Source organism: Paenibacillus sp. Z6-24 (assembly GCF_054161335.1).
This window is the reverse complement of the sequence record NZ_CP096398.1, coordinates 3294197-3310972: the sequence shown is the minus strand read 5'-3', so window position 1 is coordinate 3310972 and position 16776 is coordinate 3294197. Positions and strand designations below refer to the sequence as shown.

The 16776-nt window shown below is 48.4% G+C and carries 13 protein-coding genes; 9 read left to right on the top strand and 4 right to left on the bottom strand.

Annotation, left to right across the window (positions count from 1 at the left end):
• The 4 genes from M1D61_RS14315 (at window position 1) to helD (ending at window position 5378) form a co-directional block, all read left to right on the top strand.
• Window positions 1-1098, top strand: a complete 1098-nt coding sequence (locus M1D61_RS14315) for an FUSC family protein (RefSeq protein WP_458119298.1) — start codon at window positions 1-3, stop codon at window positions 1096-1098.
• Window positions 1099-1149: 51 nt separating this feature from the next.
• Window positions 1150-1593, top strand: coding sequence for a MarR family winged helix-turn-helix transcriptional regulator (locus tag M1D61_RS14310; protein WP_458119297.1), 444 nt, complete (start codon window positions 1150-1152; stop codon window positions 1591-1593).
• A 456-nt stretch (window positions 1594-2049) separates the two neighbouring features.
• Window positions 2050-2793 carry a type I methionyl aminopeptidase gene (gene map / locus M1D61_RS14305; protein WP_458119296.1) on the top strand — a complete coding sequence of 248 codons (744 nt, stop codon included), beginning with the start codon at window positions 2050-2052 and terminating at the stop codon, window positions 2791-2793.
• A gap of 227 nt (window positions 2794-3020) precedes the next feature.
• Complete coding sequence (helD, locus tag M1D61_RS14300) at window positions 3021-5378, top strand: RNA polymerase recycling motor HelD (protein WP_458119295.1); 2358 nt, start codon at window positions 3021-3023, stop codon at window positions 5376-5378.
• A 224-nt stretch (window positions 5379-5602) separates the two neighbouring features.
• Here helD and M1D61_RS14295 read toward each other — a convergent pair whose 3' ends face one another.
• A complete protein-coding gene (locus tag M1D61_RS14295; RefSeq protein ID WP_458119294.1) occupies window positions 5603-6451 on the bottom strand; it encodes an AraC family transcriptional regulator in 849 nt (282 codons plus the stop codon).
• A 294-nt stretch (window positions 6452-6745) separates the two neighbouring features.
• Between M1D61_RS14295 and yicI the strand changes: the two genes are divergently transcribed.
• Window positions 6746-9058: an alpha-xylosidase gene (gene yicI / locus M1D61_RS14290; protein ID WP_458119292.1), complete on the top strand. Its 2313-nt coding sequence runs from the start codon at window positions 6746-6748 to the stop codon at window positions 9056-9058.
• A 360-nt stretch (window positions 9059-9418) separates the two neighbouring features.
• Window positions 9419-9820, top strand: coding sequence for a GyrI-like domain-containing protein (locus M1D61_RS14285; protein ID WP_458119291.1), 402 nt, complete (start codon window positions 9419-9421; stop codon window positions 9818-9820).
• Between the two features lie 90 nt (window positions 9821-9910).
• Here the strand turns inward: M1D61_RS14285 and M1D61_RS14280 are convergent, their stop codons facing one another.
• From M1D61_RS14280 to fsa, 3 genes are all read right to left on the bottom strand, one after another.
• The gene (locus M1D61_RS14280) at window positions 9911-11221 is read right to left on the bottom strand and encodes an MFS transporter (RefSeq protein ID WP_458119289.1); all 1311 of its coding nucleotides are present in this window, start codon (window positions 11219-11221) and stop codon (window positions 9911-9913) included.
• Between the two features lie 30 nt (window positions 11222-11251).
• The gene (locus M1D61_RS14275; protein ID WP_458119288.1) at window positions 11252-11692 is read right to left on the bottom strand and encodes a MarR family winged helix-turn-helix transcriptional regulator; all 441 of its coding nucleotides are present in this window, start codon (window positions 11690-11692) and stop codon (window positions 11252-11254) included.
• A 205-nt stretch (window positions 11693-11897) separates the two neighbouring features.
• Window positions 11898-12578: a fructose-6-phosphate aldolase gene (gene fsa / locus M1D61_RS14270; RefSeq protein WP_046215282.1), complete on the bottom strand. Its 681-nt coding sequence runs from the start codon at window positions 12576-12578 to the stop codon at window positions 11898-11900.
• A gap of 809 nt (window positions 12579-13387) precedes the next feature.
• Here fsa and M1D61_RS14265 point away from each other — a divergent pair.
• The 3 genes from M1D61_RS14265 (at window position 13388) to fumC (ending at window position 16680) form a co-directional block, all read left to right on the top strand.
• A complete protein-coding gene (locus M1D61_RS14265; RefSeq protein WP_458119287.1) occupies window positions 13388-14269 on the top strand; it encodes a methyl-accepting chemotaxis protein in 882 nt (293 codons plus the stop codon).
• A gap of 140 nt (window positions 14270-14409) precedes the next feature.
• Window positions 14410-15087: a uracil-DNA glycosylase gene (locus M1D61_RS14260; RefSeq protein ID WP_458119285.1), complete on the top strand. Its 678-nt coding sequence runs from the start codon at window positions 14410-14412 to the stop codon at window positions 15085-15087.
• Between the two features lie 204 nt (window positions 15088-15291).
• On the top strand, window positions 15292-16680 hold the full coding sequence (gene fumC, locus M1D61_RS14255; RefSeq protein WP_458119283.1) for a class II fumarate hydratase: 1389 nt from the start codon (window positions 15292-15294) through the stop codon (window positions 16678-16680).
• Window positions 16681-16776 lie beyond the last annotated feature (96 nt).

The window sequence follows — 16776 nt, the reverse complement described above, 5'->3', positions numbered from 1 at the left end:
GTGAATTTTGGAGCCCGCATGCTGAAAACCGGGATTGCGGTTACGCTTGCTCTATACGCTAGCTCCTGGCTTAACCTTACGCCGCCGGTTATCGCGGCCATCGCTGCTATTTTTGCCATGCAGCCTTCCATCTATCGTTCATTCCGCTACTTTCTGGATCAGATCCAGACCAATACCCTTGGAGCCATATTTGCCCTGCTGGGAGGAATGGTATTCTCCAATGAGCCGATAGCTGTCGGCCTGATGTGTATTGTCGTCATCATGATCTGTCTGCGTCTGAATATGGGCGATACGATTGGACTGACACTAGTCACCGTTATTTCCGTCATGGAAGTATCCGGCCAGGGACAGTGGCAGTTTGCACTCAACCGTTTCACTCTCAGTATTATCGGGATTGTATCAGCATTCCTGATTAATATACTTGTGGCCCCGCCCAAGCCTCTGGGTCAATTCAAGGCACAGATTGAGACAACGTTCAGCCGCTTGTCACTGCTGCTGCGCACCGCCGTATCGGATGAGATCAAGGAAACGGTTTTCCGGGAGGAGAAGCGCGCTCTGGAAGGTGCCATTCAATCCCTGTCAGACAAGTACAATCTAATGGAAGAAGAATCCAAAAAACTCAAAAAGGCTTCGCTCAGCCGACAGAGACATCTGGTTGTCAATAAGCAGATGGTTACTACCCTGCGCAAGGGAAATGATGTATTGACTGCGATTGAGCAGCATTATTTCCAGGCGGAGCGAACACCGGAGATGGATGAATACTTTGATGCCCATCTGGAACAGCTGATCAAGTTCCATGAGCATATCTTGCTCAAGCTGAACAACAAAATCAAAAATAATAACAGTGAAGCGGAAGAAGTCGAGGAAGCCAATGACAAATTCCTCGATACGATGATCGAACGCTATCAGGAGAACTTCGGCGGTGTGCTAAGATTGTCGATCGTAGCTGCTGTGATGTATGATTATGGATACCAGTTGGAACGGCTGAACCGTCTCGTCGATCATATGGAATCCACCCAGCGTGATCCTGATGATGATCAGGACGGCGCCAAGTCCAAATCGGCACGACGCACTTTCCCAAGCTGGCCCTGGAAGTAATCTCCCAAGGCCAGCCATACTAAGGATTCGGTTCAAAGGAGATAGACGGGAATGACAACAAATGTTCCTTACGAGTTAGAAAATTCTATAGGCTACAAATTGGCAATCGCTTCACGCCTGACCAACAACCGGTTAAACCAGCAGTTCCGGGATGCCGGTTATCCGGTAACCCATGAACAGTGGATACTGATTTCCTATCTGTGGAAAAGGGATGGACAGACACAGAACCGTCTGGCGCGCCTATCGCGCAAGGATCAGCCCAGCGTATCCAGATTGATTGATAATATGATCCGCCGCGGGATGGTAACACGTGTGCCGCATCCGGATGATCGCCGTACCAACCTCATCTACCTGACCGATTACTGCCGCAGTATCCTCGATGATCTGGCTGCCAAGGCTACCCAGACGATTGAGGAAGTATTCAGCGGATTCAGCTGTGAAGAACGCGCGACTACCCTGCAGCTGGTAGACCGCATTATTAAGAATATGGACTGATGATCCCCGACAACCAACCAGACTTGTGAAATAAAAAGCATCCAACAGCAGCCCCCATGAAAGACAGCGGCTGCGAACACTGATGTACAGGATAACGAGACCTATAACAACTGCCATACATTATGTATTATGTCAAAAGCGTTATAATGCCGGTATGGCTGCGAATTCGTTCATGTCTGTAGTATATCCACAGCATCCGGTCAACAGTCAAATGCTCTCGGATGAAGGTAAAACTCTCTCGAGAAGAGGAGGCTTGCCTTCATCCGGGAGTTCTTTTTGCCTGGGAATGGGGATTTTGAATTTCCTGAGAACTCTGCAGTGAAGCCGATAGTAAGACAGGTGGTTCACTGTGCAAATTTTTGAATAATAAGGTATAGTAGAAGATAGTGTGAATTCGATTAGAAATAATACAGCGGCTGAAGCGCTGCTTGACGTTGAAGGTAAAGGAGATTAAGCATGATTGCAAAAACAGAACAGGACATTGAAGGTTTGAAAAAAATAGGCAGAGTCGTCGCCATTATCCGTGACGAACTGAAAAATATGGCCCAGCCGGGAGTACGTACGATTGATCTGGATCTGCGGGCTGCCGAATTATTCGAACAGTATGGTGCTGTATCCGCACCCAAAGTAACTTATGATTTCCCAGGATATACATGTATCAGTATCAATGAAGAGGTAGCTCACGGCATTCCCGGAGAACGCGTCATTCAGGAAGGCGATCTGGTCAATGTCGATGTATCGGGCTCGCTGGATGGCTATTTTGCCGACACTGGCGTATCTTTTGTTGCGGGCAAAGGCGATCCAAAGCTGACTGCCCTGTGCGAAGCGTCTATCCAGGCATTTGACGCAGCTGCCCAAAAGATCAGAGCCGGCTCCAAGCGCAGCAATGCAGGCAAAGCCAGCTACAATACCGCCCGCAAGCTGGGCTTTACGATCATTACCAATCTGACCGGGCACGGTATCGGCAAGTCACTGCATGATGAGCCGGAATATATTCTCAGCTACTACGATCCGACAGACAACGATCTGTGGAAAGAAGGATCGGTGATCGCATTCGAACCATTCGTCTCCACCAAGGCAGAGGAAGTGTACGAGGGCAGCGATGGCTGGACGCTCAAAACCGATGATGGCAGCTATGTGGCCCAGTATGAACATACCCTGATTATTACCAAGGGCGAACCGATTATTTTAACCAAATAACAGCGCCATGATAACTAAAAAAGCCGCATGACCGAAGATATTCAGTCGTGCGGCTTTACTATTTGCAATTTGTAATGGAAAGTCGTAAAATAAAAAATGCTCTGCAAAATGACAGAGTTTTATAAAAAGATCATATTTTAATATGATAATATCACACATTAATATAAATGTCAAATGAAATTTTGGGATATTGGATTGGAAATAGATACAGAGAAGGGGATGGCAGTATGGCAATAGAAGATAATGATTGGAAAATAGAGCAGAAACGCGTGGACGATGTGACTGCCAAAATTACTGGCAAGATCCGGGTACTGGAACAGGAAGTTGGCGAGAGCCGCGGCGATGTTGTGGGTATGCGTAAGGACTTCTGGGATGAAGTATCGATTAACTTTAGTGAGCAGGATGATGTCGGTGAGACGTCGACGAGCTTGCGTCAGCAGTCCCAGGTACTGTCCGAGCTGGAGCTGAGTCACCGGCGTTCCAGTCTGACACTCGACAAGCTGCGTCGGCTATCCAGCTCGCCGTATTTTGGCCGGATTGATTTCAGGGAACAAGATGCAAGCCAAGCGGATCGCATCTACCTGGGAATCGGATCGTTTCTGGATGAGAATGAAGAGGATTTTCTGATCTATGACTGGCGGGCACCGGTATCGAGTCTGTATTATGATGGTGCACCGGGACCAGCTGCCTACCGCACACCGGTAGGTACGATAGAAGGCGAGATGGAGCTGAAGCGCCAATTCGTTATCCGTGATGCGGAAATCAAGGTATTGTTCGATACCGGGGTAACGATCGGAGATGAACTGCTGCAGCAGGTACTCAGTCATACTGCCGATAACCAGATGAAAAATATCGTCGCTACGATTCAGAAAGAACAGAACAGCGTTATCCGTAATGATCAAAGCCGCATGCTGATCGTACAGGGAGCTGCAGGCAGCGGCAAGACATCGGCCGCACTGCAAAGGGTCGCTTATCTGCTGTATCGCTACCGGGAGAGCCTGCGTGCCGACCAGATGGTTCTCTTTTCCCCGAACTCGATGTTCAACAGCTATGTCTCCACGGTACTGCCGGAGCTGGGTGAAGAGAATATGCTGCAGACAACATTCCAGGCGTATCTGGAAGTACGTATCGGCCATGAATTTGATCTGGAAGATATTTTCTCGCAGATGGAATATTTGCTGGCCTGGTCGGAGGATGATGGACATCCGGCACGTGTGCGGGGGATTCGTTACAAGTCGTCGACCGATTATTTCCAGGCAATTCGGCGGTATGCGGATCTGCTGCTCCATGAAGGGATGAGCTTCCGGGCCGTTCGTTTCCAGGGACGCGAGATTGTGTCCAAACAGCAGATGCTGGATCAGTTCTACAGCTATGATCCTGCCGTGAAGCTGGGCAATCGGATCGAACTGATGAGGGAATGGCTGCTCAAGGAAGTCAATGACTTTGGCCGTCGCGAGCGCAAGGAACCATGGGTGGAAGAGCAGATCCAGACACTCAGTACCGACGATTACCATCGTGCCTATACGATGATGCGCCGCAAGCAGAAGAACAAGTCCGTCTCCTTTGATGACTTCCAGCTGGAAGCAGAGATGGCGGCACGCATGGTTGTGAATAACTGGCTGAAACCGCTGCGCAAATGGGTCAAACGGCTGCGATTTATCGACCTGAGCGGCCTGTATCGCCGATTGTTCACTGATGAGCAGCTGTTCACCCGGGTCAATGGCGGCTCACTGCCGGAAGGATGGCATGAATTCGGTCCACAGACTATCAGTCGGATGCAAAAAGGCGAACTGGCTTACGAAGATGCGACGCCGTATCTGTATCTCAAAGAACATATCCAGGGTTTTCGATCCAATACTTCGATCAAGCATATGATTGTGGATGAAGTACAGGATTATTCACCGTTCCAGCTGGAGTTTATGAAGCGTCTGTTCCCGCGAGCGCGCATGACTGCACTCGGTGACCTGAATCAGGCGATCTACAGCCATAACTCGGTCTTCGACGAAGAAGAGCCGCTGCTGGAGCTGTACGGCAAGGAGAACACCGAGCTGATCCGTCTGACTCGCAGCTACCGTTCCACGTACGAGATTGTGGATTTTACCCGCCAGATGATTCCGGGCGGCGAGCATATTGTTCCGTTCAACCGCCGCGGTGACCAACCGGTCGTATCGCTGTACAGTGACCGCGAGGACATGCATCAGGAGATTGTGCGCAATCTGCACCATTTACAGCAGCAGGGGTATCAGTATACCGCGATCATCTGCAAGACCGAGAGCGAATGCACCGAAGCTTATGAAGCGCTCAAGGGCCAGATCACGATGCGTAAAATGACCAAGAACACACCGGTATTTGAAAAAGGGACGATTATTATCCCTGCCTATCTGGCCAAAGGCGTAGAATTCGATGCGGTTATCCTGTATGATGCTTCCCGTGACCGCTATAACCGTGAAGCCGAGCGCAAGCTGTTCTATACCGCCTGCACCCGGGCGATGCATCTGCTGTACCTGTATGCGATTGAAGAGCCGACTCCGCTGATCCAGGACGTTAACCCGGAGAGCTATGTGCTGCAGGACTACCGCGGCTGAACAGGATTCCATCGGGCAGTATGACTGTACGGACTACATTACGGTTCGTCTGCAGCAGGGTGTGTAGTCCAACCCAATCCAACCAATAAATAAGGGAGAAGGATGAGATATTCATCTTTCTCCCTTTTGTATAGGATGATGTCAGTAGATAACGTAACAAAGAGAAAAGAGGTTATATCGATGAATCGAAGACAACGAACCAAGACTTCCTTAAAAATACATGCTCAGGAATTCACATCTATCAATTCCGTAATAAGCGCCGGTGTCGCTGTAGTCACCTGTTTGCGATACCGCGAAGGCGTACATCCCCGGTGCTGCTTGAACACCGATATAAAGTAACTAAGACTGTCAAAGCCCACTTCCAGCGAGATATCGACGATCTTGCGATCGGTTGTCTCCAGTAGTCGGCATGCCTGCTGGGTGCGATAACGGTTAATGTAATCCACCGGGCTTTTCTGGGTCAGACTTTTGAAAAAGCGGCAGAAATGTCCTTCGCTCATATTGATCAGTTCCGCCAGATCGCGAAGCCGCAGCGGCTGCTGATACTGCTGGTGAATGTGCCCCAGCACCAGCTTGAGCCGCTCAATCTTGTCACTGGCAGCGGTAAAGGAAACCGGGTGATGATCCACATGCTCCATCATCAACGAGATGATCAGATACAGATACGCTTTGGTCTTCAGTTCAAAGGCAGCCCCGCGTTCTTCATTCACATGAATAATCTGCTCCAGCAGCGATAGAATCTCCGCCTGCCATTCCTGATTGCGGGTCAGATGGACAGGCAGCTGTACCTGCCGGCCGAGCAGCGGATCGAGATAGCTGGCCTGCACCGTATCATAAGATGGACTGTTGAGCAGGGACATGCCAAAGACCGTCGCGGCAAAGCTGCAGGATTCCTTACCGATCTGATAGGCCGTATGAATCTCCCCGCTGTTTACAAATACCGCTTCCCCCGCACTGACTTCATACGCCTGTGTGCCAATCTGGAACATGGCCCTGCCGCCGGTAACCAGAATAAACTCCGGTTCCTCGTGCCAGTGGCATTCCAGAATTGTCTCTTCCTGCAGGTCCTCCATAAAATAAACGCTGACCGGATACATCCGGCTGCCGTGAATGCGGTTTTCCTTTAATTTATCCCGAATGGGTTCAAAGCTGTTCAGTGAATTCGCCCCCTGCCTGTATAGGTACAGTGATAATGATAGTTGTAACCAGCATATGTAACTCGATATATCAAAATCCTGCTACTATTTATCAAAATAAAAGAAGAAAAGCGCTTTCTTAATCAATATTATTATACATAGATAAAGATTACACAAGTGTTCACCACTATCCGATTACCAAATACACACTCCAGTGGAGGGAAGAAACTCATGAAATTTACAGATGGTTATTGGCAAATCCGCAAAGGCTACCACATGCAGCATCCGGTCGATATCCGGGATATCGTACGTAAAGATAATGAAGTGACCGTATATGCAGCAACCAAGCGTATTGAGCGCAAAGGCGATACACTGAACGGTGCACTCATCAAGGCAACACTCAGTTCTCCCATTCCCAATGTAATCAAAGTAACATTCAATCACTACAAAGGCGGTTTGAACAAAGCGCCCCAGTTCGAACTGGCTCAGCTGGACCATGATATTGCTATTAAGGATGATGAACAGGCATTGTCTTTTCAGAGCGGTGCACTTAAAGCGACCATTACCAAAAATACAGGCTGGAATATCAGCTTCGATTATAATGAACGTCATCTGACCGGCAGCGTACATAAAGGGCCGGGTTACATCAAGGGACCGGAAGACAGCGTCTTTTTCCGTGAGCAGTTGGAATTGGGCGTAGGAGAGTACATTTATGGTCTTGGCGAGCGGTTCACCCCTTTTGTAAAAAATGGCCAGACCGTGGATATCTGGAACGAAGACGGCGGTACAAGCAGCGAACAGGCATACAAAAACATCCCGTTCTATCTGTCCAGCAAAGGATACGGCGTATTCGTCAATCATCCGGAGAAAGTCTCTTATGAGATCGCTTCCGAGAATGTATCCAAAGTGCAGTTCAGTGTGGAAGGCGAGACGCTGGAGTACTTTATTATCGGTGGCAGTAATCCAAAGGAAGTACTGGATAACTACACGACGCTGACCGGCAAGCCGGCATTGCCTCCGGCATGGACATTCGGTCTGTGGCTGACCACTTCCTTCACGACGGACTACGATGAAGCAACGGTCAATCATTTTGTCGATGGCATGGCTGAACGTGATCTTCCATTATCCGTTTTCCATTTTGACTGTTTCTGGATGCGCGAATACCAGTGGTGTGATTTTAAATGGGATGAGCGCATGTTCCCCGACCCGGAAGGCATGCTCAAGCGTCTCAAAGACAAAGGACTTAAAATCTGCGCCTGGATCAACCCATATATCGCCGAGAAATCCTATCTGTTCGACGAAGGCATGGAAAATGGCTATCTGGTGAAGTGTCCGGATGGCAGCGTCTGGCAGTGGGATCTGTGGCAGGCAGGCATGGGTCTGGTCGATTTTACCAATCCGGCAGCAGTCGACTGGTACAAGAGCAAGCTGAAAGTGCTGATCGACCAGGGTGTCGATTCCTTTAAAACCGACTTTGGCGAGCGCATTCCGACCGATGTAGTCTACTACGATGGCTCGGACCCGGTGAAAATGCACAATTACTATACATTCCTGTATAACAAAGTGGTCTTTGAACTGCTGGAAGAAAAACTGGGTAAAAATGAAGCGGCACTGTTTGCCCGTTCGGCAACCGTCGGCGGACAGCAGTTTCCGGTTCACTGGGGCGGAGACTGTTCGTCCACCTTCGAATCGATGGCCGAATCGCTGCGCGGCGGATTGTCCCTCGGGGTATCCGGCTTTGGCTTCTGGAGTCATGATATCTCCGGCTTCGAGATGACAGCCGCACCAGCCGTATACAAACGCTGGGTACAGTTCGGTATGCTGTCCTCCCACAGCCGTCTGCACGGTAATGAATCGTACCGTGTGCCATGGTTGTTCGATGAAGAGTCTGTCGACGTACTGCGTAAGTTCACCAAGCTGAAATGCCGCTTAATGCCATACCTGTTCGACGCGGCTGTTACGGCTTCCGAGCAGGGTACGCCAATGATGCGTCCGATGGTACTGGATTATTATCAGGACCCGGCTACCTATACACTGGATCGCCAGTATATGTTCGGGGATTCTCTGCTGGTCGCTCCAATCTTCAATGCAGAAGGCACCGCTTCCTACTACGTGCCGGAAGGTCAGTGGACGAACTTGCTGACAGACGAGATCGTACAGGGTGGTCGCTGGTACAATGAGACTTATGATTATATGAATATGCCGGTGCTGGTCAAGCCGGGCAGCATCATCGCCATGGGTCTGGAAGATAGCAAGCCTGACTACGATTACGCGAATGGTGTGGAACTGCATATCTATGGACTGGAAGAAGGGCAAAGCTCGGCGATCCGTCTCGTACAGATGAACGGAGACAAAGCAGCCGATGTCACAGCCGTACGTCAGAACGGACAGATCGAAGTTACTATTGAAGGTACGCTGACCGACTGGTCTCTCATCCTGCACGGCATCCAGAATATCGCTTCCGTACAGGGTGCATCCCAATCTGCAGGTGAACAAGGACCGGTCTTCAAGGGAGAAAGCAATCACATTACGATTACCCTGTAAGTATAGTCTGGGACCGAATGATCTTCACCTCAGAACAGGCGAGATTGTACGAAAACAGACGAACAGGTGGATAGACATGATCTTGTAAGTAAATATCATAATGCACCCAGCCGGTTAGGGAGTCTATACGCCCTTGCCGGCTTTTTCAATCATTGAACAAATGATACCGATATCATCCAGACGACCCATCGGTCCTTCTGTCATCCTTAATACATCGCGCACATAAGGATACTGGTAAAATTTGAAATGAAAGAACATTCGTTCTATAATGATGAAAGCATTATGCATAATAGACATACAGAGACATTTACATAAGCAGGGCCTGTCATAATGCCAGTTCGCACACAAAAGGAGATTATAATGAGACTGCAAAAAATTCAAACCACACGTACAAATAATTTCAAGGATGAACAAATGCTTGAGAAAATCCAAGGAGTATGGCAGGCATCCCAGCCACATCTGGCACAGCAGCAGGGAGCTGTATACGGCGTATATCATGAATATGAAAGCGATTATAAAGGTGACTATTCCCTGACAATCGCTGTAGAGACAGATGGGGAGGATGCCGATCATTTGCAGGTGGACGAATCAGCCGCTTATCAGGTATTCCCGGTCGACGCAGCCGATGAACAGGGCGTGATCAAAGCATGGAAAACGATCTGGAAGCTGGAAGAAGAAGGCAGTCTGCAGCGTGCTTATACACTGGATTATGAAAAATACAGCACAGACGGTACCAAAGCGATCCATATCGCTTTAAAGTAACTTCATGAATGCCCATAAACGCCAAAAACAAAAGGACTTCAATATGCGAAGTCCTTTTGTTTTTGGCTGCCACTTTTGGAGGAGCTGTAGTTATTTGATTTTGATATGCACAGTTTGTTCCTGACCGGGTGTGCTTTTCGCTTTGACCATATAGATAATCCCGATCACGATATAAATAACGATAAACAGCGCTGAGAAGCGGTACATCGAAGTATAACTGCTCATACTGGCTACCGTGCCCAAAATCATCGCTCCAAGGGCCACACCAAGATCCAGTGAGTTCAGGAACATACCGTTGGCCATTCCACGCTGATGCGGATTGACGACCTGGATCATCCATGTCTGCATCGTTGGCTGCAGAGCGCCCCAGCCAATGCCGTAACACAGTGCAGCGCCGAACAGACCGAGCGTCGAATGGGCAAAAGACAGGAACACCAGACCGAGGATCAGCATGACTGCACCTGGTACGACGAGTGCTTTTGGGCCTTTGCTGTCATAGATTTTGCCGGAAAACGGACGGATCAGCACGACAGCCAGCGCATTGAACAGGAAGAAGTATCCCGGATTGGCGATACCGGCTTCCCCGCCGAACAGAGCGATAAAGCTGACCAATCCACCGTACGTAAGGGACATGAGGAAGTTCAGCAGACTCGGCAGCAGCAGCTTTTTCTCGAATTTGGAAGCAGCCGGTTTGGATGCCGAAGCAGTAGCAGGCACAGCGCCTTCAGCAGCTGATCCGGCGGCAGAAGCAGCAGCTTGTTCATTGAGCCGGGCCTGCTTTTTCTGTCCGCGGATCAGTTTATACGCCAGCGGGAACAGAACAACGATAAACAGCGAGCCAAGCGCTACCAGTGGGGTGAACCCGTACTGCTTTTCAATCCACATCCCGATCAGCGGACCCATCGACATCGAGATCGTCGTAGACAGTCCAAAGTATCCCATGCCTTCACCCATCCGGTTGCGAGGGATAATATCCGAGACCATGGTTGGGAAGGTGGTGCTGTACATCCCGAAACCAAATCCAAAAATAACCCGCATCACGAGCAGGGCGATAATGGTGGCACTAAAGTAATAACCAACCGTGCCGAACAGCGCAATCGCCAGACCGCCAAACAAAATAACGTTACGCTTGCCCAGTTCCAGCGCGCGGGCAGAGAACAGGCGAGAGATGATAGCAGCCAGCGCCATCAGGCTCGTACAGAGACTCACATAAAAATCTCCCGCATGAAAATGCTCGCGCATATACAGCGGAAGCGAAGACAGAATCATATGCAGATTCAGAAAAACAAGCAGATTACAGGCAGTTAGAATCAAAAATTCCTTGGTCCACAGACGGGCGACAGGGGCAGCCTGATCTTCTGCCGCTGATTGGGTCAGGTGGGTACGTTCAGATTGTTCCATTGTGTATATTTCTCTCCATTTCTCTATTCTTTATTCCAAATGATTCGATTTGTCCTCAAGACGTGTACGGAGTTCTCTCAGCAGTTCATGCAGCTGTTGCATCTGCTCCGGATCCATCAGGGAAGCCACTTTCTCATTATGTTCCTTTTCCAGCTCATGAGCCTTCTCCATCAGCTTGCGGCCTTCTTCATTGGGATAAACCAGGAAGGCCCGGCGATCATGCGGATCGATTTCTTTGCGGATCAGATTTTTGCGGTGAAGCACATCCAGAATACGAGCCGTTGTCGGCTGGTCTTTGTAGGCGTGGGAAGCGAGTTCTTTCTGATTCATTCCTTCGCGTGCACAGATGTAGTAGAGGATGCTCCATTGCTCGGGTGTAATATCGTATTCTTTGAGCCTACTGGAAAACATATTACTCACTTTGCGATATGTGCTGCCCAACAGGAATCCGATCGAATCCAATTCTTTCATGCTGCAGCTCCTTTCAAAATAAGGTTTATATTTTAAATGATAAGTATCTTAAATAAAATATATGTTATAGCAATTATAATTAATGCAACTAAATTTTTCAATAGAAAAAGCGAGAATCATTACGATTCCCGCTTTTGGTGTGTGGTTTCATATATACTATATCGGAAGATAGATTCCAATAAGTTACATTTTAAATAAAATGTTTTTATTTGGATCCTGCTTCTTCTTTTACTTGTTCTTTGGCTTGTGGAACAGTTTCCCAGTCTTTCAGGAAGCGCTCGATACCGCTGTCTGTCAGTGGGTGTTTCCACAGGGAAGGTACCAGTGTACCAGGGATTGTAGAGATGTGTGCACCAGCCAGTGCCGCTTCTCTTACATGCTCCAGGTTACGGATACTTGCAGCGATGATTTCGGATTCCAGACCATAAGTGTCCAGGATCTGACGCAGGTCACGAATGAGCTGCATGCCATCAATGCCGATATCATCCAGACGGCCAACGAATGGGCTGATAAATGTAGCGCCAGCTTTGGCAGCCATCAGACCTTGAGCCGGAGTGAAGATCAGGGTTACGTTTGTTTTGATGCCTTCTTTGGAAAGCTGGTTACAAGCGTACAGACCTTCTTCAGTCATAGGCAGTTTGATAACGATGTTTGGTGCCCATTTTGCGATTTCGTGTGCTTCTTTCAACATACCTTCAGCGTCAAGGCTAACAACCTCAGCACTTACCGGTCCATCGATGATTGCACAGATCTCGTCGATTACATCTTTAAATACGCGACCTTCTTTGGCGATCAGGGAAGGGTTAGTGGTTACACCGTCTACGATTCCCAAACGAGCAATACGTTTGATTTCCTCAATGTTACCTGTGTCCAAGAAAAATTTCATTTCTCTTTTCCTCCTCTAATTAAATATATATAGTGTATAGCGCCTAAGCATAATTGCAACTTGCCAGCGACATCATCAACTGCGCTATCGGGAGATGCATATGTGTACATTACCCATTACCATACATATGTACACCCCATACCGGATGTTTATTTGTCCGTACAAATTGCTTAAAAATTATTACTATATTTAGGTTTTACCACAATTCCAAACTTCACACAATGGGTCCAGCTGCTTTTAACCTGCGCTTTACATTCAACCAAAGATAAAACCAAACCAATATGTTGATTTTAGATGGATATATAATCAACATATAGTAGCAAAAAACGATTATTAATGTCAAAATGAGACTTTCAAAAGAAGTAAAAAAATATTTTTATTATTTTTAATTTAGAGGAATGTAAATTGAGTTATCGTATGCTAAATGCAATATGATAAAAAGTTCATATATTCTTTTGGAGACCAAAACTACAGTTCGGCAAGAGGGCAAAATATTCAAGGCATTGTAATAGGTGTCTCAATAGCTGCGTATAAAGTCCTGCAAAATCTGGCGACCTTACGACCTGCTTATTGTCTATATAGAATTGAAAGCGATATACATAGTCGTTTTCGACTAATCCACAAGGTGATAACACTGACTAAAATCCTAAACTTTAATATCTTAGCTATTCATTTATGATCCTGCGTGGACGAAATTAAATTAAGGGCTATTTTATCGAACTCAAACAGCAGGAAGATCGCCTGAGTCGATTTATAACAGGCAGTAGCTGAATACTATATAAGCATGAATGACGGAGGAATGAATACAGATGGCTATGAATCATAAAAACGAATCCCAGGAGTCTGCTGCTGGTTATGAAATGAATATTGTGGATATGGTTATAGAATGCATGAAGTACTTTGAGCATGTGGTCGGTGACGATCTGATGCTGGGAGTAACGGATCTTGAAGAATTCAAATATTACAAACCAGCCAAAGAACTCGATCTGAAGCTCAAAGGAACAAAAATCTCGCCGGATGATCCCAATCTCCATAATGCACTTCGCAACGGTAAAATCTCCGTCAATCGTGTACCGGCATCGGCGTATGGCTTTGCACTGGATGCCACATCCATTCCTCTGAAAGATAAAAAAGGCAATATCGTAGGCGCGATCGCGTCCGCTTATACACTGCAGCATAATGACTTTATGTCCAATGTAACCGTAGAAATCGAGAAAATCAGCAACCAGCTCAGTGATATGGTTCAGCTGATCGCTGCACAATCACAGCAGCTGTCCGCGACGACTGCGGAAATTCAGAGCAATACAAGCAAAGCGGTAGAGAACTCCAAAGAAGTCAATCAGGTAGCCGGATTTATCCGTGAAATCTCCGAACAGACCAACCTGCTTGGACTGAATGCTGCAATTGAAGCTGCTCGTGTCGGTGAAGCAGGAGCCGGATTTGGCGTAGTAGCTTCCGAAGTACGCAAGTTGTCTGTCGACACCAAAAATGCCACTCAAAATATTGAAAGCTCACTCGGCGGCGTACAGCAGTCTATTTTACAAATGGAAAAAGAAATATCTGCGATCGCCGTATCCTCCAACGAACAGGCACAGCTGGTCAATGAATTCAGTGAAGTGGTCAGCAATCTGAATACCGTGAGCCGTGATTTCAAAAAGTTCATGGACACTTTCCTCAAATCCCGTCTGTAATCTCATCCGAATCATACAAGAGCAGCCCTTTCTGGCGCAGAAAGGGCTGTTTGTCTGTGCCTGTACAGATATGTTTTAATAATACATAGAAGAATCCCATATCCTGTCATCTGCAATCTGCACAGCAAAGGAGTACAAGCATGAGCAAAGCAATCTTTCGCAATGACTGGGCGGATGTGCTGGAGCCGGAACTGCATAAGCCTTATTATATGAAGCTGCGGCAATTTCTGGCTCAGGAATACCGCACCCAGACGGTTTATCCGGATATGTATGATATCTACAATGCGCTGCACTATACGTCCTTGGCTTCGACACGTGTGGTCATTCTGGGGCAGGACCCTTATCATGGACCGGGACAGGCGCATGGATTAAGCTTCTCGGTCAAGCCTGGTGTGGCTGTACCGCCATCTCTACATAATATTTATCAGGAGCTGCATGACGATCTGGGCTGTCCGGTGCCCTCGCACGGCTCGCTGATCCACTGGGCGGAGCAGGGCGTACTGCTGCTGAATGCCGTACTCACGGTACGCAGGGGACAGGCCGCCTCGCATCAGAACAAAGGCTGGGAAGCTTTTACAGATCGTGTCGTGGAAGTGGTCAATGAGCGGGAGACGCCGGCGGTATTTATCCTGTGGGGCAGTCATTCCCAGCGCAAGGGAGCCAATATCGACCGAAACAGGCATTTTGTAATTACGTCGCCGCATCCGAGTCCATTGTCTGCCCATCGCGGCTTTTTCGGCAGCCGTCCTTTTTCGCGGGTCAATGAATTTCTGCAATCTCAGGGGATGGAGCCGATTGACTGGTGTGTACCTGAATAGGCCGGATCACGGCCAAAATGTACATGCAAAAGGGGAGCAGGCAAGATGCAGTGATTTTGCAGCCTGCCGGAGATCATCAAACGGTAACATTTATACAAAATTGGTGGATTTTTAGGGCATGTAAGCGTTACAATTATAAGGGCTCAATAAGTAAAATGATGACAACAATTACAGATGATTCGATCCAAAGGAGGATTCACTCAAGTGGAATACCGTGTGGAGAAGGATACAATTGGTGAAATTAATGTCCCTGCTGATAAATTATGGGGAGCACAGACACAGCGCAGTAAGGAAAATTTCAAAATCGGCGGCGAACGGATGCCGATTCAGGTAATTTATGCATTTGCCATTCTCAAGAAAAGCGCCGCTCTGGCGAATGAAAAGCTGGGCAAACTGTCTGCAGACAAAGCCGACGCCATCGTCAAAGCAGCTGATGAGATCCTGACCGGGAAATGGGACGAGCACTTCCCGCTCGTCGTATGGCAGACAGGCAGCGGCACCCAGTCCAATATGAACGTCAATGAAGTCATCGCCCATCGCGGTAACCAGCTGCTGGAGGAAGCGGGCAAGTCGGAACGACTTCATCCCAATGATGATGTCAATATGTCCCAGAGCTCCAATGATACATTCCCGACAGCACTGCATGTCGCAGGCGTACTCGCGGTCGAGGATGTACTGCTGCCCGCGATTGCACGCCTGCAGGAGACGTTCCAGCAGAAGTCCAATGAGTTCAAGGACCTGATCAAAATAGGACGTACCCATCTGCAGGACGCGACTCCGCTGACACTCGGTCAGGAAATCAGCGGCTGGGAGACGATGCTGCACAAGAGCAGCCGCATGATCAATACCAGTACCGCAGAAATGAAGGAACTGGCGATTGGCGGTACTGCCGTGGGTACAGGCATTAACGCTCATCCGGACTTTGGACGCCTGGTAGCGGCCAATATCTCCGAGCTGACCGGCAAGTTGTTCGTCTCGGCGCCAAACAAGTTCCATGCGCTGACCAGTCATGATGAAGTGGTGTATGCTCACGGCGCCCTGAAGGCACTGGCAGCCGATCTGATGAAGATTGCCAACGATGTACGCTGGTTGGCAAGCGGACCGCGCAGCGGTCTGGGCGAGCTGACGATCCCTGCCAATGAGCCGGGCAGCTCCATCATGCCGGGCAAGGTCAATCCGACGCAATCCGAGGCGATGACCATGGTGGTTACCCAGGTTATGGGTAATGACGCGACGATCGGCTTTGCAGCCAGTCAGGGTAACTTTGAACTGAATGTGTTTAAGCCGGTCATCATTTATAACTTCCTGCAATCCGTGCAGCTGCTGGCGGATTCGATCATATCGTTTAACGATCATTGTGCGGTTGGAATCGAAGCGAATATCGATCAGATTCAGCACAATCTGGATAACTCCCTGATGCTGGTCACGGCGCTTAATCCGCATATCGGTTATGAAAATGCGGCCAAAATCGCCAAACATGCTCATAAAGAAGGATTGTCTCTCAAAGAAGCGGCGCTGCAAAGCGGTCTGCTGACCGAGGAGCAGTTCGACGAGTATGTCGATCCATCCAAAATGATCCATCCGAAAGCCTGATCCTCGTCTGGCTTCAGCTATACCGATTAACAGTAATAAGCAGTGACAAATAAACACTCTGTGATCCCGCAGGCCTTATCCATGATAATAGGGCCT